16 protein-coding genes are annotated in these 20,410 nt (G+C 67.6%); 12 read left to right on the top strand and 4 right to left on the bottom strand.

All coding sequences use genetic code 11. The annotated features are described in order from the left end of the window. The 3 genes from KXR53_RS33880 to gspD form a co-directional block, all read right to left on the bottom strand. A partial coding sequence (locus tag KXR53_RS33880) for a transposase (protein WP_437380040.1) occupies positions 1 to 260 on the bottom strand: 260 nt, incomplete at its 3' end. 436 nt (positions 261 to 696) lie between these two features. Then, positions 697 to 1,599, bottom strand: coding sequence for a hypothetical protein (locus KXR53_RS33885; protein WP_437380041.1), 903 nt, complete (start codon positions 1,597 to 1,599; stop codon positions 697 to 699). After that, positions 1,596 to 3,791, bottom strand: a complete 2,196-nt coding sequence (gene gspD / locus KXR53_RS33890) for a type II secretion system secretin GspD (RefSeq protein ID WP_437380042.1) — start codon at positions 3,789 to 3,791, stop codon at positions 1,596 to 1,598. The genes KXR53_RS33885 and gspD overlap by 4 nt, the downstream gene beginning before the upstream one ends. A gap of 610 nt (positions 3,792 to 4,401) precedes the next feature. Between gspD and KXR53_RS33895 the strand changes: the two genes are divergently transcribed. The 12 genes from KXR53_RS33895 (at position 4,402) to KXR53_RS33950 (ending at position 20,099) form a co-directional block, all read left to right on the top strand. After that, complete coding sequence (locus tag KXR53_RS33895; protein ID WP_437380043.1) at positions 4,402 to 5,193, top strand: PilN domain-containing protein; 792 nt, start codon at positions 4,402 to 4,404, stop codon at positions 5,191 to 5,193. A gap of 2 nt (positions 5,194 to 5,195) precedes the next feature. Further along, the gene (gspM, locus tag KXR53_RS33900; protein ID WP_437380044.1) at positions 5,196 to 5,750 is read left to right on the top strand and encodes a type II secretion system protein GspM; all 555 of its coding nucleotides are present in this window, start codon (positions 5,196 to 5,198) and stop codon (positions 5,748 to 5,750) included. Continuing rightward, positions 5,747 to 6,328, top strand: coding sequence for a hypothetical protein (locus KXR53_RS33905; protein WP_437380045.1), 582 nt, complete (start codon positions 5,747 to 5,749; stop codon positions 6,326 to 6,328). Before gspM ends, KXR53_RS33905 begins: the two co-directional genes overlap by 4 nt. A gap of 13 nt (positions 6,329 to 6,341) precedes the next feature. Beyond that, entirely contained in the window at positions 6,342 to 8,024 is a 1,683-nt protein-coding gene (locus KXR53_RS33910; protein ID WP_437380046.1) for a GspE/PulE family protein, read from the top strand. Position 8,025: 1 nt separating this feature from the next. After that, positions 8,026 to 9,246 (top strand): type II secretion system F family protein, encoded by a 1,221-nt coding sequence (locus KXR53_RS33915; protein WP_437380047.1) that lies wholly within the window; start codon positions 8,026 to 8,028, stop codon positions 9,244 to 9,246. A gap of 6 nt (positions 9,247 to 9,252) precedes the next feature. Beyond that, positions 9,253 to 9,753: a GspH/FimT family pseudopilin gene (locus tag KXR53_RS33920; protein WP_437380048.1), complete on the top strand. Its 501-nt coding sequence runs from the start codon at positions 9,253 to 9,255 to the stop codon at positions 9,751 to 9,753. Further along, complete coding sequence (locus KXR53_RS33925; protein ID WP_437380049.1) at positions 9,743 to 10,129, top strand: prepilin-type N-terminal cleavage/methylation domain-containing protein; 387 nt, start codon at positions 9,743 to 9,745, stop codon at positions 10,127 to 10,129. The genes KXR53_RS33920 and KXR53_RS33925 overlap by 11 nt, the downstream gene beginning before the upstream one ends. Further along, positions 10,126 to 10,800 carry a PulJ/GspJ family protein gene (locus KXR53_RS33930; protein WP_437380050.1) on the top strand — a complete coding sequence of 225 codons (675 nt, stop codon included), beginning with the start codon at positions 10,126 to 10,128 and terminating at the stop codon, positions 10,798 to 10,800. Before KXR53_RS33925 ends, KXR53_RS33930 begins: the two co-directional genes overlap by 4 nt. 431 nt (positions 10,801 to 11,231) lie before the next feature. Further along, entirely contained in the window at positions 11,232 to 11,426 is a 195-nt protein-coding gene (locus tag KXR53_RS33935) for a hypothetical protein (RefSeq protein ID WP_437380051.1), read from the top strand. Between the two features lie 64 nt (positions 11,427 to 11,490). Next, positions 11,491 to 11,892, top strand: coding sequence for a hypothetical protein (locus KXR53_RS33940; protein WP_437380052.1), 402 nt, complete (start codon positions 11,491 to 11,493; stop codon positions 11,890 to 11,892). 58 nt (positions 11,893 to 11,950) lie between these two features. Continuing rightward, positions 11,951 to 17,797: an RHS repeat-associated core domain-containing protein gene (locus KXR53_RS33945; protein ID WP_437380053.1), complete on the top strand. Its 5,847-nt coding sequence runs from the start codon at positions 11,951 to 11,953 to the stop codon at positions 17,795 to 17,797. A gap of 685 nt (positions 17,798 to 18,482) precedes the next feature. Continuing rightward, entirely contained in the window at positions 18,483 to 20,099 is a 1,617-nt protein-coding gene (locus KXR53_RS33950) for a tetratricopeptide repeat protein (protein ID WP_437380054.1), read from the top strand. A 91-nt stretch (positions 20,100 to 20,190) separates the two neighbouring features. On the opposite strand, the gene KXR53_RS33955 is transcribed toward KXR53_RS33950, so the two are convergent. Next, positions 20,191 to 20,394: a hypothetical protein gene (locus tag KXR53_RS33955; RefSeq protein WP_437380055.1), complete on the bottom strand. Its 204-nt coding sequence runs from the start codon at positions 20,392 to 20,394 to the stop codon at positions 20,191 to 20,193. Between the last annotated feature and the right edge of the window lie 16 nt (positions 20,395 to 20,410).

A 20,410-nucleotide genomic window follows, 5' to 3' on the forward strand; every position in this document is an offset into this window, starting at 1 on the left:
AGGTTCAGATGCACCTCCTCGCACAGCCGGCGTTCCGAGCGGATGCCGAAGCAGTACCCGATGAGCAGCATCCGGATCATCAGCTCCGGATCGACCGAGGGCCGCCCGATCTCGCTGTAGAAAGGCCGCAGATGCGCGCGGATGCCGGAGAGGTCGACGAACCGGTCGATCGAGCGGAGCAGGTGATCGGCCGGCACGTGGCGCTCCAGGTTGAACTCGTAGAACAGCGCCTCCTGCATCACCGTCCGCTCGCCCATCATCGTCGCGTCCTCCTCTGCCCAGGAGGACTGAATCAGGACTTCACACCGCCGGCAACGACGACTTTTTCAACACAATCCACCCTTTGCGGTCAGAGAGAGGGGAAGGGGAGGCAGACGATGCGATGTCTCCTGGGCAAGCGGATTCCAAACCACTGCCAATTTCTCGGCCTCGGGAGCGATGACGGCGCTGGCGCCGAACCGCCCGGCCTGCGCGGCTCGACTCGCATTGAGCACCGTCGCCGCGGCGGCTTCGCTGGTGGTCCGATGATCGCGCATCGGCGGGCATGAGCGTAGGTGGTTGCGTGTCCCCGCAACTACGCTCTTGCACGACCCCGCAACCTCGTTCGCGCTGACGTACGATCAGGCAGCACGACGCTGTCACCGCGCGACCGGTGGAGCCCTTGGGGGTGACGAACAGAGAAGACGCTGGCGACCGTCACCAGTTCTCATGCCAGGACAGAACGCGATAGGGGCGATCCCTGTCCGCGCCTAGCCAAATGACGGCTTCCAGCCTTCCCTTGAATGATCCGACAGTGGCGGCGGCGCGGACACGGAACGTCGGCCCGACATCCTGCCGGAGGTACGGGGCGGCAGCGGGGAGCGCCGCTGCAGCGTCCGCCATGGTGATCGCCGTCCCAGACGGCAGCCCGCGCCGGAGGGCCTCGACATCCTGCCTCTGGACGCCAGGGAGCACTCCCAACACGTCGGCGCCGGCGAGACGCGGATTGATCCGCCCGTCCACCGAGAATACCGTCGCGACATCCCGAAGGCGTCGCAGGGCTTCCTTGTCGAGACCGGGGACATCATTGGTCTCCGTCACGCGCTGAAACGGCTCTGCCCTCTGTCGCAGGTGCGCTAGCGCGGAGCTCGGTCCATCGGGCGGGGCATCTCCCCAGTCCGCGAGCGGTGAGGACGTCCCCGGTACGGCCCGGGCAGCGACGTCATGGATGAGCTTCGCGACCGTGATAGGATCGGACTTGTTGATGTCGAGGAATGCGGCCTCATCCGTGATCTCGACGGATACTTCGGCTGGGCCGACGGGTCGGGAAAAGCTCAAGGCTCCGCTCCATCCCGGCTCCTGAGCCGCAATTTCGGCGACGGCCATCTCGACGGCGCTGGCGAGGGCTTCGCGGATCTGGCCGGCCGCGATCTCGTCAGCCGTGATCCTGGCTTCGGTGGAGGTGGTCCGCATCATGGCAATCGCCAGCATCGCGATGACCGCCGCAAACACGATCGCGAGGACGGTGGCCTGGCCTGCGTCGTTCGGGAGCCGGCGCGAGAGTGTAGGACAGGCCGGCCGCGAACATGCGCGAGCCGCGGTTTCGCGCTCCCGACTCACGGCGGCGTCCGACGTCTCTGGGGGGCGCCGAACATCTGCATCCGGGACCGGAACTCCTCCGCCACCGCCTTTGCGTCGACTGCGCTGCGGATCACCTTCGGTGTGAGCAGGACCACCAGCTCCGTCCGTTGATCAGAGTCGGACACACCGCTGAACAGGTTGCCCACCAGCGGAATGTCTCGCAGGACAGGGACTCCCGATCTGCCCGAAGTCTGGGACTGCGAGATCAGGCCGCCGAGGATCACCGTCTGGCCGCTCGCGACCGACACGGCGGTTCCGATCTCACGCTGGGAGATCGTCGGGTTCGCTCTTTCCTCGGTCCCGGGCACGACGTTGCTGACCTGCTGCCTGATGTCGAGATTGACCTGGCCGTCGGGGTTGATCCGCGGGGTGACCTGCAAGATTACGCCGGTGTCGCGATACTCGACGTTGTTGACGATGGGAGCGTCGGGGTTGTCGGTCGACTGCTGCTCCCGGGTGATCACCGGCACCTGATCTCCGACCTTCAGCTGCGCGGTCTGGTTGTCGAGGACAGCGAGAGAGGGGGAGGAGACGATCTTAACATGCGTGATGCTCGCCAGCGCGTCCAGAATGACCCGGAAATCGCCGCTGCTGATGATGAAGTTGAAGCCGGGGATGGTGGGATTGACTCCGAAGGTTCCGTCCTGGGTGAACACCGATGAGAAGTTTCCACTCTCCAGCCAGTAGTGCACCCCGTATCGCAACGTATCGGTGAGCGTCACCTCAGCGATCGTGGCTTCGATCAGGACCTGGTACTGCGGCGTGTCGATCATGCGGATGGCCGCCTTGATCTTCCGCCAAGCCTCGGGCGTGGCCATCACCATCAGCGAATTTCGTTCCTTGTTGGCGACGATACGCGCGCCGTCGAAGGGGTCGTTGCCGCGACCCAACTCCGAACCGCCGCTGGCACCACCTCCGATCATGTTCTGGAGGTCGTCCGAGAGAATCCCTAGCTTGTCGCCGGCCGACATCACGGCCGCCGTCTCTGTTGGTGCGCTGTCTGTGCGGGACGGCAACGGTGTGCCGGTCGATACGGTCTGGGCCTGAAGCCCGGGTGCGACCGGGCTGGCCTGAGGAGCTGCAGCTGTGCTTGGGCCGCGCCCCATGAACTGGCCGAGGATGGCGGCCAGGTTCTCGGCCGTGCCGTTCTCAACACGGTAGACGTAGATCTGGGCGCCTTGCTTGTCCCCCTGATCGAGACGGTTGATCCAGGTTTCGGCTTGTCTCAGGCGGCTGGGCTGTCGGGTGACCACCATCACGGCATTGAGACGGCGGACGGGCACGAAGTCGATTCCGCCCTGCATGGGCGTGCCTTGAGCCCCCAGCTTGAAGACCGACCGGAGCTCCTGGATCATCGACATCGGATCTGATCGGTGGAGCGGGAACAGGCCGGCGGAAACACCGCGCATCGCGTCGACGTCGAAGGACGCTATCATCTCGGCGATGGCCGCTCGATCGCTGCTGGGCCCGGAGACGACAACCAGATTGCGTGTCGGATCGGTCCTGACCATGTTGCTGTTCGCAACCGGGCTGATCAGCGGCGCGACCGTGGCCGCGTCGACGAAGCGGAGCGGAATGATCGAGACGCCGTATCCCGCCGGGAGCGGAGCCTGATCGGTTCCGAGTTGGACGATGCGCCCGCCTGTCGCCTCGTTTGCGGGGACAATGCGGTAGCCGCTGCTCTGCGGCACCATGGCCGCCCCATTCATTCGGAGTACGGTTTCGACCATCGCCAGGAGGTCCTGTCGGCCGAGCGGCGCGCTGCTGGACACGGTGGCGGAGCCCTGCACCCGCGGGTCGATGGTATAGGAAACCCCTAGGGTATCGGCGAGGACTCCCTTCAGGAAATCCCGGATATCCGCATTCTCGAAGTTGATCTGGGCCCCCGAACCGGCAGCGACGATCGGAGCGACGGATTGGGTGGGAGCGGCGTCGGTTCCGAAGTAGAGCTGGGGAGCGCGGAGAGCCGCGGGCGTGGCCACGGCAACGGAGCTCGATGCTGCGCGCGGGAGCTTCGGCTGGACGTCGAAATTCGCCCCCGACAGCGCGTCGACCGTCGATGAAGGGGAGGGAGGCTTCTGCGGCTGACAGCCGGCTATGACGAAACCAATCACACCGACACAGGCACCGAACCGCAGGCGCGACCAAGCACGCCGTCCCCGCCACATCATCCGCTCGCCCGCCTCTGCACCGCCGGCCGATTCCCTCGGCCGGACTGGCGGCACGATGCCGAGGGCTTAGATCCTATGCAAGCAATTGCTTTCGATCTACTTTCACGTATCAGAATTGGTGATAATTCGGTTGCATGAGGCGGCCCGATGTGATGTCCAATTTCCGGTTGCGGTTGTTGGTTTTTAGATAAAGAGGATTCTGAGTGTTGCAATTCGTGCACGCGGCCGCCGCAGAGATTGAGAATCTGATCCATGGTCTGCATGACGGGCTCAGCCTCTGAAACCTGCGACACGGCGGGCTGTCATGGCTGATCGAGAGCCGATGGATGCATCGACAGGACGCGGTCCCCGGCCCGGCGGGCTCGGCCTTCGAATCCCGCAGAATGGGCTATTCAAGGCCGTCCAACGGCTTCTGGACTGGTGGCTGGGTGAGCTCGCGACGTTCCTTCCCGAGGCGTTGATCGGCACGGTCGGGGTGCGGCATCGCCGGCCTGTGGTGGAGCAGACTGAACGCGGCTTCGCGATCAATGATGGAACAGAGGATTTCGCGGGCTGGACCGTGCGAAACCGGCATGGCCCCGTGGTTCTTCGCTTGCCGTCGGAAGCCGGATTGAGCCGGCAGCTCACTTTGCCCGCGGCGGCAGCATCGTTGCTGCCGGATCTGCTGCGCCGGGAGATGGACCGGCTGATGCCCTGGCCGGGCGATCGGGTGTGGCTGGCCGCGCAGGTGCTGCATCGCCTGGACAGTGGGCGCAAGATCGAAGTCGAGCTGACCGTGGTGCCGGACGCCGCGGTCGAGCCGGCCCGGCGCGCCCTGGCGGAGTTCGGCGTGCCGATCGCGGCGGTCGAGCTGGACGGGCCGGAGGGCAAGCGCATCCTGCTGCCGCCCGGTGAGGATCGCGCGGCCGCGGGACGGCGCCGGCTGCGGCGCGCGGCGCTGGCGGCGGCCGCTCTGTTCGCGGCGGCGGTGATCGGCGCCGGCGGGTGGATCGGCTGGCAGGGCTGGCAGCGCGGCCAGGAGATCGCGGCGCTGCGGGCGCGGATCGCGGCGGCGCGGCCGGCAGTGGAGGAGGTGCGGTGGCTGCGGCAGGAGATCGCCGGTCTGTCGGACAGCCAGCGCTTCCTCGACGACAAGCGTCGGTCCGTCCCGGCGGCCTCGATCGTGCTCGAATCCGTCAGCCGGCTGCTGCCCGACGACGTCTGGCTGACCGACCTGTCGATCGCCGACACGGCGCTGCGGGCGGGCGGCAGCGCCGCCGACGCCTCGGCGCTGATCGGCGTGCTGGAGGGCTCCGGCCGGTTCGCCGACGCCCGCTTCCTGGCCCCGAGCACGCGCGACCGGGACACCGGCCGCGACCGGTTCAGCGTCGGCGCCCGCATCGAGCCGCGGCTGGAGCCCTGAGCATGGCGTCGCTCCGTCTTCCCGCGCGCTGGCTCGCCCTGGCCCTGCTGGTCGCCCTGGTCGCGATCCCGCTCGCCGGGCTCGGCATCGCGCTGTCCGGCCTGTGGCGGGCCGATGTCGAGGCCGCCGCGCTGGCCGACACCGCGTCCCGGTTCGAGACGGTGGCCGCCACGCGGCCCGATCTCGCCGCCCGGCGGGACGCGCTGAAGGCCGGGCTGGGGCAAGGCGAGCGCTTCCTCGGCGGCGCCGGCGCCGCGATCAGCGGGGCCGAGCTGCAGCGCCTGGTCGGCGACATCGCCGCCCGGTCCGAGGCGCAGATCGACAACGTGCTGGTGCTGCCGGCACGGGCCGAGGGGGCATATCAGCGCATCGGGCTTCGGGTGTCGCTGTCGACCCGCATCGGCCCGCTGCAGCGCATCCTCCACGCGCTGGAGGCGGGGCAGCCGAGCCTGTTCGTCGACGCGCTGCAGATCCGGGCCGAGGACCGGGAGGCGGCCGATCCCGTCCTGTCCGTCACCTTCGACGTCACCGGCTACCGGCCGGGAGGGGCGACATGAGGTCCTGGCATCCCCTGACCTGGGCCGCCCTGGCTGTCGGCGGGATCGCGGTGCCCGCGGCCCTGTTGCTGCCCGACCAGTCCGCGGCGCCGGTCGCCGCCGTCGAGAGGGCCGACGTTCCGGAGCAGGCCGTCCCGGAGCTCGCGGAGCCGCCGCCGGCCTCCGAGGGCGAGCCGGCGCGGCTGGCCCCGCTGGAGGCGTTGACCGAGACCACGGCCCGGCCGCTCTTCGCCGCCACCCGGCGCCCGCCGCCGCCCGAGCCGGTCGTCGAGCCGGCGCCCGCCCCGATGGTCGAGGTGGCGCCGGAGCCGGCGCCGCCGCCGGTCGAGCGGACGGAGTTCGTGCTCGTCGGCATCGTGCAGCGGCCGGAGGGCCCCTTCGTCCTGCTGAAGCCGCGAGCTGGCGGTCCCGTTGTCACCGCCCGGGAGGGTGAGGAGGCGGGCGGCTGGCATGTCGAGACCATCACCTCGACCGCCGTGCGCCTGACCAGCCCGGCCGGCGACGCCGAGCACGTGCTGTTCGCCCCGCGCCCGGTCGGCGACGCGGCCAATCCGGGCGGGGCGGCGCCGCTGCAATGACGAGGGATCGCTGATGGATCAGGTCCGGTCCCTGGTCGACATCCTGGTCGAGCTCGGCAAGCTCGGCCCCGACGACGTCGCCCGGCTGGCGCGGCTGGGGGAGGCGTCGTCGGAGCCGGTCGCCGCGCTGGTCACGCGGCTGGGGCTGGTGTCCGGCCGCGACTACGCCCACGCCCTGGCGATCCGATACGGCCTGCCGCTCGCCGGGCGGGCCGACTTTCCGGAGGCGCCGGTCCTGGCCGACCGGCTGCCCGTCCGGTTCCTCAAGGACTCCAGGATCCTGCCGCTGGCCGAGGCCGAGGGCGGCGTGACCCTGGCCATGGCTGATCCCGGCGACGGCTTCGCCCTGCGGGCGGTGGCGATGGCGCTGGGCCGGCCGGTCACGCCGGTGGTCGCGGCCGAGGACGACCTCGCCGAGGTCTTCGCCCGCTGGTACGAGAGCGGCCGATCCGGCCTCGAGCGCATCGCCGACGGCGTCGAGATCGAGGCCGACGCCGCGGGCGATCCCGATGTCGAGCAGCTCCGCGACCTGGCGCAGGAGGCGCCGGTCATCCGCCTGGTCAATCAGATCATCGCCGATGCGATGCGGCTGCAGGCCTCCGACATCCATCTCGAGACCCATCGCGAGCAGCTCAAGCTGCGCTACCGCATCCACGGCCTGTTGAAGGACATGAAGGCGCCGCCGGCGAAGCTGGGACCGGCCCTGATCAGCCGGATCAAGATCCTGGCGCGGCTCGACATCGCCGAGCGCCGGCTGCCGCAGGACGGCCGCGCCCGCTTCACCGCCGGCGGCCAGAAGGTCGACATGCGCGTCGCCACCATGCCGACGATGCACGGCGAAGCCGTGGTCATCCGCCTCTTGGACACCAAGGGGATGGCCCTCGACCTCGGCGAGCTCGGCCTGCCCGCGGCCGAGGAGGCCGGCCTCCGCCGCCACCTGGCGCATCCGCACGGCATCCTCTTGGTCACCGGCCCGACCGGCAGCGGCAAGACCACGACGCTCTACGCGGCGCTGCGGATCCTGAACCAGCCGAGCCGCAAGATCCTGACCGTCGAGGACCCGATCGAGTACCAGATCCCGGGCATCAACCAGACCAATGTCCAGCCGCAGATCGGCCTGGACTTCGCCCGGGTGCTGCGGTCGAGCCTGCGCCACGACCCGGACGTGATCATGGTCGGCGAGATCCGCGACGGGGAGACGGCGAACATCGCGGTCCACGCCGCCCTGACCGGCCATCTGGTGCTGTCGACGCTGCACACCAACAGCGCCACCGGCGCGATCAACCGGCTGCTCGACATGGGCGTCGACGGCTATCTCCTGACCTCGACCATCCGGGGCGTGATCGGCCAGCGCCTGGTCCGCCAGCTCTGCGCCGCCTGCCGCAGCCCGTACCGGGCCTCGGCCGAGGAGCTGGGGCAGATGGGGCTGCCCGGGGGCGCCGAGGCCACGCTGCACCGGGCCGTCGGCTGCCCTTCCTGCGACGGCATCGGCTACACCAGCCGGATCGGCATCTTCGAGTTCTTCGAGCTGACCGACGCGATCCGCGAGGCGCTGCACCGCCGGATCTCGACCGCCGAGCTGACCCGCATCGCCTGTGCCGCCGGCATGCGCACGATGTTCCAGGACGGCGTCGCCAAGGCCCTGGCCGGGCTGACGACGCTGGAGGAAGTGCGCCGCGTCACCGAGGAGGGTTAGGATGCCGCTCTTCGCCTTCAAGGCCGCGGACGGCGCCGGCAACCTGATCGAGGGGCAGCTCGAGGCCGCTGACGAGGCCGCGGTGATCCGGCACCTGCAGCAGCTCGGCCAGTTCCCGCTGGAGGCGACGCCGGTGCGGGGCGCTCGGCCGCGGGCGCGGCGCGGCTTCGGCCGGGTGCGGCCGAAGGAGGTGACCACCTTCATCCGCCAGCTCGCCATCCTGCTCAATGCCGGCCAGCCGCTGGAACGGGCGCTGATGACCATGGCGGGCGGCGCCGGAGCCTCGGGCCGGCGCGGCGGCACGGTCGGCCGGCTGGCGCAGCCGATCCTGGACAGCGTCCGCGCCGGCCACAGCCTCAGTGCGGCCCTCGACGCCCAGGGGCCGGTCTTCCCGCGCCTCGCCGTCAACATGGTCCGGGCCGGCGAGACCTCGGGCACGCTGGCCCTGGTGCTGGACCGGCTGGCCGATCTGCGCGAGCGGGCGGACCGGATCCGCGACACCGTCGCCTCGGCGATGCTGTACCCGGTGCTGCTGGTGGTGGTGGCGCTGGCCTCGATCGCCCTGCTCCTGACCTATGTCGTGCCGCAGTTCGAGACGGTGTTCCGCGACGCCGGGGCGGAGCTGCCGCTGCCGACCGCGATCGTCGTCGCCCTCGGCCGCTTCCTGCAGGGCTGGGGCTGGCTGATCCTGCTCGCCGCCCTCGCCGGCGGCCTGCTGCTGCGCCAGGCGCTGGCGCTGCCCGGCCCGCGCCTCCTCTGGGACCGCGCGCTGCTGCGCCTGCCCGTGGTGGCGCCGCTGCTGCGCACGCTGGTGACGGCGCGGTTCTGCCGGACGCTCGCGACCCTGGCCGGCAACGGCGTCGACCTGCCGAACGCGCTGATCCTGTCGCGCGACGTGGTGCCGAACCGGGCGGTGGCGGCGGCGCTCGACACCGTGGTCACCGGCGTGCGCCAGGGCCGGGGCCTGTCGGAGCCGCTGGCGGCGACCCGGCTGTTCCCCGATTTCGCGGTGCAGATGCTGAAGGTCGGCGAGGAGACCGGCCGGATCGACCTCACCGCCGGCCATGTGGCGGACGCCTATGAGCAGGAGCTGGAGACCGCGGTCAAGCGCCTGGTCGGCCTCCTGGAGCCGACGCTGATCATCGTCCTGGGCCTCGCCGTCGGGGGCATCGTCATGTCGATCCTGCTGGCGATCCTCGGCATCAACGACTTGGCGTTCTGAGATCCGATGCGCATTTTCCGGAACCGTCCTTCGGTACAAGCCGCGCGACCGCGGAAGGCGGGCCGGCAGTCGGGCTTCACGCTTCTCGAGCTCCTCATCGTCCTCATCATCATGGGGCTGACGGCGGCGGTTGCGACGGCGTCCTTCAAACCCGGAACCCATGCCGAGTTCCGGACGATGCGCGATGCGCTGGTCTCCGAGCTGCGCCTGGCCCGGAGCGAAGCGGTGGCCCGAGGGACGCCCACGACCATGACGATCAACCCGAAGGAGCGATGGTTCGAACGGTCGGGAGGGCGGCGATACAGGATGGGAGAGGAGACGAGCCTGGCGATCATCAGCGCGCGGGAGGCCGGACGAGACGGCAATGAGGCGGCGATCCGGTTCTTCCCGAACGGGGAGTGCACGGGGGCCCGGATCCGCCTGTCCGGCGGCGGCGACAACGTCGAGATTCTCGTCCATTGGCGGACCGGCCTCGTCCTCTTCCCGGACAGCGATCATGAGGGATGAGCGCGGCTTCACCCTGGTCGAGGCGATCGTCGCGATGGCGATCGTCGCGCTGGTGCTGCCGCTGGCCGTGCAGGCGGTGACCGACAGCACGCGGCGAGCGGACCGGACCGTGACCGAGCGCAAGGCCGTGATCCTGGCGCAATCGATCATGGCCCAGCTCGGCACGACGATCCCGCTTGATCTGGCCCACCCTCCGGAGGGCGTCTCGGCCGGCCTGCGATGGGGCGTGACCATCGAGCGACCTCCCGATGCCGCCGGCAGCGCCGCCGACCCCGGACGGCCTCGGCTTCTCGATGTCAGCGTCGCCGTGACGAAGGACGGACGGGCCATCCTCACCCTCGCCGGCGTCCGCGCAACGACTCTGCCATCAGAATGAAGCGCGAATCCGGATTCACGCTGATCGAGGTACTGGTGGCCCTGACGCTTGTCGCGCTGATCTCGGCGGCAATTCTATCCGGGCTGCGCCTTCTGTCCGACCGCAAGGAGCGGATCGACGCTCAGCTTTCGCAGAGCGACGAGATCATGAGGGCGTTCGACCTGCTGCGCCGCGAGGCTGCCGCGGCTGTGCGTGTGGCTGCGGACAACGGCCGGATCCCGGTGGTGTTCACCGGCACGCCGGGCACCCTTCTCCTGGTCGTGGAGGAGCCCCCCGATCCCAGTGGTCCTGGACTCGCCACCGTGTCCCTGACGCTGGAGCCGGCCGAGGGCGAGACCCGGCTGCGATTCCGGCGGCTTCCCTACGGGGCAGGGCAGGGGGGAGCGGCGGCTGCCGCCGAGCCCGAGGATCTGGTCGTCGCCCGCCTTCCGGGCTCCGCCTCCTTCGACTACGCCGGGCGCGCCGCACCGGACGCGGATCTGGAGTGGCAGCCCCGCTGGGCTTCTGCGTTTCCGCCCGCGCTGATCCGTCTCCGATTCTCCTCGTCGGCCGAAGGCGAGTGGCCGGACCTCGTCGTGCCTTATCGCGTCGACGCGGAACCCGGCTGCCTCACGGGAGCCGAGCGGCCCCAGGGCGCGGCGCAGCCGTGCAGCCTGGCGATGTCGCCATAGCGCACGCCGGTTTTCCAGGCCTGCATCCCGATCGACGCGTCATGCGCCGTCCGCATGAGAGGACTGCAAATAATATCGTGGCCATCTTTGGGTCAGTTCTTCGTGTGTGGGGCGAATCCAGGCCCCGCTCGGGAATATTGCTTGATTTCCGAGGTTTGGGCGAAGCGCCGCCCGCCAGGTGCGAGGTGCCGGCCAGCCAGGGTCCACCGGTCGCCGTGTCATTTGGCGCATCGCGATATCTCATCCGGTGCAAACGGTCTTTCATCACCGGGAAGGACCGAAATCACATCTTGTCAGAGACGAGGAATGCTGACCATGATGGGTGGCGAGTCAGCATAGATGCCGCCTTAACTGCGGCAGAGATGCGTTTTTCAGAAAATCGCGGTCTAAATCCGAGTTTGCAGCTCATTTTTGAAATATTTGGAGGCATGATGGTATCGAGATTGGCAATCTGCCTTGGGGTCGTAAGCATTTTTGCCGTCGGGCAGGCCGTTGCGGCGACCCCGGCGACGGTGACCTACACCTATGACAGCCTGGGGCGTCTGGTGAAGGACACGCAGCCGAAGAACGAGAACACCTACACCTACGACCAGGCCGGGAACCGGACCAAGGCCACGACCAAGTAGCCCATGCGGCGCGCGTTCCTATCGTGCGGGGCGCGCGGGGGCTGACCGAGTTTCGGGAGGGGTGATGCGGTCGCTTCTGTTTATTGCGAGCCTTGGGCTCGCCACGGTTTTTTGCGGCCCGGTCTCGGCGCAGATGGCGCCGTCCGGCCAGGGCCTCGCGCCCGGCGGTCCGCCGCCGGCCCAGCTGGTGATGCCGGCAGTGCCGCTGGAGACCGGCACGCGCTTCCTGGCCAACCGGGTGGTGCCGCCGAGCGATGTGCCGGCGCTCACGACCGTGGCCACCCCGGCTGTCGGGACGGCGGCATCGGCGGCGGCTTCGGTGCCGCAGGGCCGGCCCGTGCTCGGTCACCCGCTGCCGACGGATGCGGTCTCGCCCTCCGGCTTCCCGCGGGCGGATTTCGCCATCGCGCCGAAGGGGCAAGGCACTAAGCCGGCTTCGCCGTTGGGCGTCGGCAAGATCCAATAAATCCGAAGAGACCTCGACCGCCGGCCCGGGCCGGCGGTGCGTCGATGCTGAGGGGAGCATGGCGATGGTGCGGCTGTTCCGGGCGATGATCCGCCCGCTGTCCTTTGTCGTGGTTGCGTTCGCTCTTCTGATGGCGGCTGGAGCCAGCCGGCAGGCCGAGGCGGCCGTGCCGACCCTGAGCTGCACGCCGCCGGCCGCGGAGCCGGAGATCGCGGCGCTGGCGCGGGCGCTGAACTACAACCTCTTCCAGATCTACGAGTACGTCTACTACAACATCGACTATTCCCCGACCTGGGGGTCGAAAAAGGGCGCGCTCGGCACCTATCTCGACCGCCGCGGCAACAGCATCGACCAGAACGTCCTGTTCGTCGCCCTGCTGCGCCAGTCCTGCATCAGCGCGAATTTCCGGGTCGGCGGCGTTACCTACAATACACCGGCGATCGCCAATCTGTTCGGCGTCGAAAATGACGCGGGGCTGATCAACCTCGTGCTCGGCGGCGGCGGGTTCACCGGCTGCGTCCAGGTTTCCCCACCGGCCTGTGCCACCAGCGGCACGGCGTCGACCGTCGTGATCAACGCAGTGTGGACCGAAGTCAAGGTCGGTACCGACACCTTCGAGCTCGACCCCTCGTTCAAATCCTACGGCGCGGCCCCCACGCCGATCGATCTCGCCGCAGCCATGGGGTATTCGCGGAGCGACTTCCTGACCGCGGCGCAGACCGGCTCCTCCGCCGTCTCCGGCGTGCCGAGCGGTACCAGCTCGATCAAAGGCCTGAACAAGAGCCAGCTCGTCGCCAAGCTCAACGGCTATGCCGACAAGCTGGCGAATTCTATCAAGACCAACTGGCCGACTCAGTCGGCCGGTGAGCTGTTCGGCGGCGGCCGCAAGATTTCCGACGCCAATTACGGCGTCATCTATCCTACGGGCGGTACGCTCTATACCGATCTTCCGGCCGCGTTCGAGACGGTCTACAGGGTGGCCATCTCGAACAATGCCGATGGCACCATCCCGACCATCGACAAGACGCTTTATGCCAGCCAGATCTCGGGCAAGCGTCTGACCCTGACCTATAACGCGTCGTCGCAGCCGGTCCTGGCGCTGGACGGCACGGTCCTCGGCACCGGCGCGACCGCGACCGGAGCCGCCCAGACCGTCTTGATGACGGTGAGCAACCCGTATCCGGCCGGGGCGAATTTCGCGACCTGGACGGTGCGGCCGCAGGTCCAGGTCGGCGGGACCTTCGACATCGTGCTGGTGGCCGGAGAGGTCAGCCGGGACCGGCTGACGCGGCACCAGGATGCGGTCGCGCGGCTGCTCCGGACCGGCAGCGCCGACACCTCCGAGCCGGTGGTCGGCGAAAGCCTGGCCGGGATCGGCATGGCCTATCTCAGCCAGTCGAGCCGGGTGTCCCAGATCTATGCGAACTACTTCGGGTTCGTCGACGTGCGCCACGTGGCGATGGGCATCGCCGGTAACACCGGCAGCGCCTATGTCGATTTCCCCGCCCAGACGAACACGCTGAACCCGGCGAAGAAGGCGATCACCACCGCCTCCATGCTCGGGGCCACGATCGGCCAGGGCTTCTTCAACAGCTCGCTCGAATCGACGGCCGTGAAGCAGCTTCAGGGCAAGGAAGCGGTGTCGACCGTGCGGATGATCGACTACGCCAACACCGACGGCACCGGCTTCATCGAGGCGACGCCGGCGAACTGGGCGTCGATCCAGCCGCTGCTGACGAACTACTGGAGCGCCGCCGACCTCAACGACATGGCCTCGTTCCTGCAGGCGAATCCCGGCTCCCAGGTGATCGTGCCGCAGAACGGGCGGCGGACCGTCAACAACTGGACCGGAGGCGGCTATTACCAGTTCTCGACAGCCAATACCGCCAACGTGCGCGTCGCCTACAAGATCTCCGGCGGATACAAGGGAGCATGGACCACCGTGACCGGCTCCTGGTCCCCGGGCGCGGTGGCGGACAACTCCCAGCCGGCCAATGACATGGGTTCGACCGGCGCGGTCTATGTCGGCGACCCGATCAATCTGCTGACCGGCAGCTTCGATTATGACCACACCGACCTGACGGTGGGCAGCGGGGAGTTTCCCTTCAGCCTGGGGTTGAAGCGATCCTACAGTTCCGGCGATGTGAACAGGGCGACGGAACTGGGCGCCGGCTGGCGGCACAACTTCATGATGTCGGCAGCTGTCGATAGCGACAGCTACGAGGGGTTCGGCGACCACAACCCGCTGGCGGCGGTGCCGACGATGGCAACGCTCTACATCATGCAAGACCTGTCCGCCGGGGCCAAGCCGACACTCCCGAACACGATTGTTGCGTCCCTCGTCGCGAACTGGATGATGGACCGGCTGGTCGACAACGCGGTGACGCTGACGACGAGCGATGGAACGAAGAAGTTCGTCAAGCTGCCGACGGCCTCGGGCGGATCGACCTACGTGCCGCCGCCGGGCGACGCCTCGACCATCGCAGTCAGCGGGAAATCGGTCACGCTGACCGACAAGAGCAAGGTGGTCTACAGCTTCGATGCCGACGGCAAGATCGCGTCGTGGAAGGACCCGAACGGCAACACCGTCAGCTTCACTTACACCGGCACCGGCGCCTCGAAGCTGCTGAGCACCGTCAGCAACGGGATGGGGCGGACGCTGAGCTTCACCTACACCAACGGCAAGCTGACCCAGGTCAGCAACGGCACCGCCTCGGTCTCCTACGGCTACGACAGCGCGAGCAAGCTGCTGACCCGATTCACCGATCCGATGTCGAAGGCCACGGCCTTCGCCTATGACAGCGGCAGCCGGCTGACGACGATCACCTATCCGTCCTTCCCGAGCAGGCCATTCGTCGCCAACACCTATGACGCGCTCGGCCGGGTAATGACCCAGCAGGACGCGCTGGACAATCGCTGGACCTACCTGTTCGCCCACGGAGTCCGCAGCCAGGAGATCGACCCAGTGGGTGGGAGTCGGGTCCTATATTACGACCGGAACGGCAATCACATCCAGGACACAGACCAAGTAGGCGATACGACGCTGTTCGCCTATGACGGGATCGGCCGTCCGGTGAAGACGATATATCCGCAGCAGGACTCGATGGAGCAGGCCTATGACGCCGCCTCCAACCTGGTGACGCGGACGACGAACCCGATCCCGGGCGCGATCGACACCGCGACGGGCCAGCTGGCGGCCCCGATCGTCGAGAGCTGGACCTACGATCCGACCTTCAACAAGGTGCTGACGGCCAAGGACGGCCGCGGGAACACCACGACCAATCAATATGACACCAAGGGCAACCTGACCAAGGTGACCCAGCCTGCGGTGACCAAGGCGGGCGCATCGGTCACCCCGGTCACGAGCTACACCTACAACGCCCGCGGCCAGGTGCTGACGGTGACGGACCCCGAGGGCCGGGTCACCACCAACACCTATGATACCGCGGCGCCCTTCAACCTTCTGAGCACGACGGTCGACTCCGGGACCGGCCGGCTGAACCTGACGACCAGTTGGACCTACACGCCGCAGGGCGACCGGGCGACCGAGAGAAATCCGCGCGACCTGACCACGACATATACCTACAACTTGGCGCGGCTGCTGATCGATGAGCGTCCGCCGGCGCCGTTCACCAACAGCAACGTGACCCAGTACGACTACGACGCGGACGGGCGGCGGACGGCGGTGAGGCGGTATGTGCCGATCTCGGGCTCGGTGCCGGCCGCATGGCGCACGACCACGACGGCGTACAACGCGGCGGGCAAGGTCAGCTCCGTCACCAACCCGGACGGGACCGTGACGACCACGGACTACAATCTGCTCGGCCGGCCGACGGCGGTGACGTCCTCGAGCGGCCGACGGGTGCTGACCAGCTACGATGCGGCGTCGCGCCCGGTGAAGGTGGTGGACCTGGTCTTCGGAACACTGGACCCGTCGATCACGAACAACCTCGGCGCGGTGACGCGGGAGACGCGGACCTACTATGCCGGTGGCCTGCTGAAGACGGTGACGGACGGCAACGGCAACACGCTGACCTACAACTACGACGGGTTCAAGCGGCCGTCGCAGACGACATATCCGGGCGGGGCCTTCGAGCTGCACGCCTTCGACGCCAACGGCAACGAGACGATCACCCAGACCCGGTCGGGGGCGCTGATCAAATACGCCTACGACGCGCTGAATCGGATGACCAGCAAGGCGCCGGCCGGGCAGGAGGCGATCAGCTACGACTACGACCTGACCGGGCGGATGCTGAAGGCGAGCGCGGCCTCGGGCGCCTACACCTTCGGCTACGACACCGCCGGCCGGCAGGTCAGCGAGACGTCGCCGTTCTTCGGGGCGATCGGCTGGACCCTGGACGGCAACGGCAACCGGCTGACGCTGAGCTGGCCGGGCTCGCCGGCCTATTCGGTCAACTATGTCTATGACGCGCGGGACCGGCTGGCCGGCGTGTACACCGGCGCGCAAAGCGCGGACACCCGGGTGGTCTACCTGACCTATGACAGCCTGTCGCAGCGGGCGCAGGCGATCCTCGGGACCGGGACGTCGGGCAAGGCGACGACGAAATATGCCTGGACCCTGGGCGGGCAGGTGGCGCAGATCGCGCATGCCTGGTCGGGCGGCGGGGTGACGATCGACTACGCCTACAACCAGGACCACCAGCGGACCTCGGCGACCTGGAGCGACGACAGCTTCCTGCCGTCGGGGCTGGCGGCGGCGAGCCCGGCCTATGCGCCGAACGCGCTGAACCAGTACGCCACGGTGGCGGGGGTGACCTATGGTTACGACGCGAACGGCAACCTGACCTCGGACGGGGTCTGGACCTACGGCTACGACACCGAGAACCGGCTGGTGTCGGCGAAGAAGACGGCGGCGCCGGCGGTGACGGCGACCTACACCTACGACCCGCTGGGGCGGCGCCGGTCGAAGACGGTGAACGGGGTGGTGACGCGCTGGCTGTCAGTGGGCGACCAGGAGATCGCGGAATACACCGGCTCCACCCCGGTGCTCGATCGCCGCTATATCTACGGCCTGGGGCTGGACGAGCCGGTGGCGACGGTGGTGGCGAGCTCCGGGGCGGTGTCGTACCATCTGGCCGACGGTCTGGGGTCGGTGATCGCGCTGGTGACCAACGCGGGGGCGCTGGCGGAGAAGCACGGCTACACGGCCTATGGCGCGCAGTTGGCTTCGACCGGGACGGCGTTCCAGTTCGCCGGCCGTCGACTCGATCCGGAAACGGGGTTGTACCACAACCGGGCGCGGGCCTACTCGCCGGCGCTGGGGCGGTTCCTGCAGCCCGACCCGATCGGCATCAAGGGCGGGCTCAACCTCTATGCCTATGTCGGGAACGATCCGGCCAACCTCGTCGATCCCAGCGGGTTGCTGGCGTCGGACATCGTCCGCAACACCATCGACTTGGCCGTTCCGGGCCTCCACTATTTCAACCAGTCCGGCGAGGCGTGGACCCAGGGTGACTACGGCGCCTATGCTGCCTACCAGGCCGCCGGAATCGCCGATGTTGGGTTGGCCATCCTCACCAGCGGCAGTTCGAAAGTCGGTACTGCACTGCTCAGGACTGGCGCTCAGGTTACGGCGGGCCCAATATGGACGGCAACAAAAACCCTGAGCCCAGTTGAGAACGCATTTCAGCATTTCTTGAAACACGGAGCGGACTTTGGTGCTGAAAACGCGCTTCAATATACCAAGCAGGCACAGGAGTTCCTCCGGAATCCTGGCCAGGGGGTCTTGAGCAAGGTTCGATCCAATGGAGACGTTGTGCGGTTCGATCCTGCAACACAGGCCTTTGGAGTTATGGACAGTGCGAGTGCCCCGAGAACATTCTATAAACCGGATCCCGCTCGGCACGGCTACCCAACCAATTTGGATTACTTCAATGCCCAATGAAGAAGACTATCATTGTCGTGTCTGCGGATACCGGAACCAGGACCCTCCCTGGGGAGACGACGGCAACACACCGAGTTTTGAGATCTGTCCCTGCTGTGGTGTTGAGTACGGCTACGAGGACGCCACATTGTTGGGCGTTAAGCGCTACCGAGATAAGTGGCTTTCGACGGGAGCGAAATGGAATATGGAGAAGTTTCGGCCGGAGGCATGGAGCGTCGAGCGCCAACTGTTGGACGTGCCGTCAGCGTTCCGATGAACTTTGCTGCGAGTAATATTCTCAACCGAGGCCCGCACATCAGTGGAGCGCCTTTTGTCGAGCGTGACTTAAGAAATCGGATCGCCTGCCCGGGAATTCGGGAATTGCGGGACAGTGGACTTCTAGCGGCCTTTTGCCAGCGCTGGCGGGGAGGGGTGCTCTAGTGCTCGACCGATCCAGAAGGGCGCAGCGGCAACGGGGCGGTCCGGCAGACGGGCTCGGGACAGAGATCCTGCGCGGTAGGTGTTTGGCAAACTATGTGCGGAGCGCGAAGCCCTGATCGGTGCCGGTGCGAGCGTGAGGGAGACCTACATCCGGCCGGATGGCGCCGCGCTCACGACCCACGTGGTCACAAGCGAGAGCTGCCGGCGCTGATTTTTTGCGACGGATCATCTGGTGGGATTTCAACAGGCTCGAGATGGACTGCGCATGATGTGGCAGAAGCGAGGCGGTCCGGGAAAATTCATCCTTGCATTGGTCCTTTGCGCCTGCATTTCGTGCGAGGCGTCGGCGGGTCTGGTGGAAGACGGCTCCGCCGCGCTTACCCGGCGCGACTATTCGACGGCGTTGACGCTGTGGCGCCAAGCCGCCGAGCAGGGCGATGCTGCTGCGCAGATCCTCGTCGGCGAGGTCTATCGCGACGGCCATGGCGTCGCTCCCGATCCCGCCGAAGCGGCCCGGTGGTACCGAATGGCGGCCGCTCAGGGGGCGGCTCGGGCCCAGGATGCTCTCGGCCATCTCTATGCCGAAGGCCGCGGCGTGCCTCGAGACGACACTGAAGCCATGCGGTGGTACCGCCTCGCCGCGACGCAGGGCTTCATCTCGGCATGGCGCAGCATCGGCTTCATGTATGAGCATGGCCGCGGGGTCCCGCAGAGCTACACTGAGGCGGCCTACTGGTCTCGGCTGGCGGCCGAGCGGGGCGATGCTCTGGCCCAGCGCAACCTGGCCACATTGTATTTTGATGGCAACGGCGTCGCACAGGATTACGCCTCTGCCGGCCGGTGGTATCGGATGGCGGCGCAACAGGGCGACGTCCAGTCCCAGAGAATGCTCGGCTACATGCTGGATGTCGGCCAGGGCATGCCGCAGGACCACAGCGAGGCGGCGAGATGGTATTTGCCCGCGGCTGCCCATGGCGACATCGACGCACAGAAGAATCTGGCGTTGCTGTTCTTGAATGGCCAGGGGGTCGCGCAGAGCGATTTGATCGCTTTCAATCTGTTCGAGTTGGCGGCGCGGGGTGGAAACGCGGTCGCCCGATGGAATCTGGCCAACCTGCATCTGAATGGACGCGGAGTCGCTCAGAGCGAGACGGAGGCCGCCAGGTGGTATCGCTCGGCGGCGGAGCAGGGTTACACGCCCGCGCAGCGCAGTCTCGCTTATCTGCTCCGTTTCGGGCGAGGCGTTCCGCAGAGCGACAGCGAGGCGCTCAAATGGATTCGCGCTGCGGCGGTTCAAGGGGATGCCATCGCACGCCATCAGCTCGCCACCTTTTACCGCGAAGGCGTGCCCGTCGAGCGGGATGACAGCGAGGCTGCCAAGTGGCTCCAGCTCTCTGCCGACCAGGGATACCCAGACGCTCAGAACGATCTGGGCACCTTCTATCAGTTCGGCCGCGCGGTGCCGCAGAACGACGGCGAAGCCGTCAAATGGTATCGCCGCGCGGCCGAGCAGGGCCAAAAGGACGGGCAAACCAATCTCGGCTTCATGTATTACGCGGGTAGAGGTGTCGAGCGGAACGACAGCGAAGCACTCAAGTGGTTTCGGCTCGCCGCTGAACAGGGCGACCCTCACGCCCAACAGAATATCGGCGTCATGTACAAGCAGGGTCGTGGGGTCGAGCAGAATGACGCAGAGGCCCTGCGCTGGTTCCGAATGGCGGCGGACCAGGGCTTTGATGCCGCGGAAACAGCTGTGGGCGTCATGTATCTCGAGGGCCGTGGCGTTCAGCAGGACCTCGATGAAGCCGTTCGCTGGTTCCGTCGAGCGGCGGCGCAGGGCAATGAAGAGGCCCGAGCCCGTTTGGCCGAGCTGGCTCGCTGAACGCGAGCCGCCGATCTGCTGAACGACTGCGCGGCTTGCTCGGCCATAGGCACAATGAGCGCCTGTCTGGTCGCACCGCCGCGGTCGTTCATCAGACCGCGATGGCGAGCTTGTATGGGTATCGGTGGTATCCTGTCCCCGCAACCAACGATCCTGGCACCAAGCCGTCCCCCAACAGGGACGGCTTTTTGCTGTTCGACGCAAACACCAGCATCGCCGCAAGGTCCCCACGCGGCACGATCGACAGCGTACCGCCCTCCGGCACCAGCGTGATCCGGTCGACCAGCCCGCGCACGATCGCCGCCGCCTTC

It is taken from the genome of Inquilinus limosus (genome assembly GCF_051487185.1).
Lineage (GTDB): Bacteria > Pseudomonadota > Alphaproteobacteria > DSM-16000 > Inquilinaceae > Inquilinus > Inquilinus limosus_F.

Coding starts and splice junctions, on each gene's coding strand:
- KXR53_RS33920 (WP_437380048.1), top strand. CDS start 9,253: ATGCGCATTTTCCGGAACCGTCCTTCGGTACAAGCCGCGCGACCGCGG.
- KXR53_RS33925 (WP_437380049.1), top strand. CDS start 9,743: ATGAGGGATGAGCGCGGCTTCACCCTGGTCGAGGCGATCGTCGCGATG.
- gspD (WP_437380042.1), bottom strand. CDS start 3,791: ATGATGTGGCGGGGACGGCGTGCTTGGTCGCGCCTGCGGTTCGGTGCC.
- KXR53_RS33935 (WP_437380051.1), top strand. CDS start 11,232: ATGGTATCGAGATTGGCAATCTGCCTTGGGGTCGTAAGCATTTTTGCC.
- KXR53_RS33950 (WP_437380054.1), top strand. CDS start 18,483: ATGATGTGGCAGAAGCGAGGCGGTCCGGGAAAATTCATCCTTGCATTG.
- KXR53_RS33915 (WP_437380047.1), top strand. CDS start 8,026: ATGCCGCTCTTCGCCTTCAAGGCCGCGGACGGCGCCGGCAACCTGATC.
- KXR53_RS33910 (WP_437380046.1), top strand. CDS start 6,342: ATGGATCAGGTCCGGTCCCTGGTCGACATCCTGGTCGAGCTCGGCAAG.
- KXR53_RS33930 (WP_437380050.1), top strand. CDS start 10,126: ATGAAGCGCGAATCCGGATTCACGCTGATCGAGGTACTGGTGGCCCTG.
- KXR53_RS33905 (WP_437380045.1), top strand. CDS start 5,747: ATGAGGTCCTGGCATCCCCTGACCTGGGCCGCCCTGGCTGTCGGCGGG.
- gspM (WP_437380044.1), top strand. CDS start 5,196: ATGGCGTCGCTCCGTCTTCCCGCGCGCTGGCTCGCCCTGGCCCTGCTG.
- KXR53_RS33940 (WP_437380052.1), top strand. CDS start 11,491: ATGCGGTCGCTTCTGTTTATTGCGAGCCTTGGGCTCGCCACGGTTTTT.
- KXR53_RS33945 (WP_437380053.1), top strand. CDS start 11,951: ATGGCGATGGTGCGGCTGTTCCGGGCGATGATCCGCCCGCTGTCCTTT.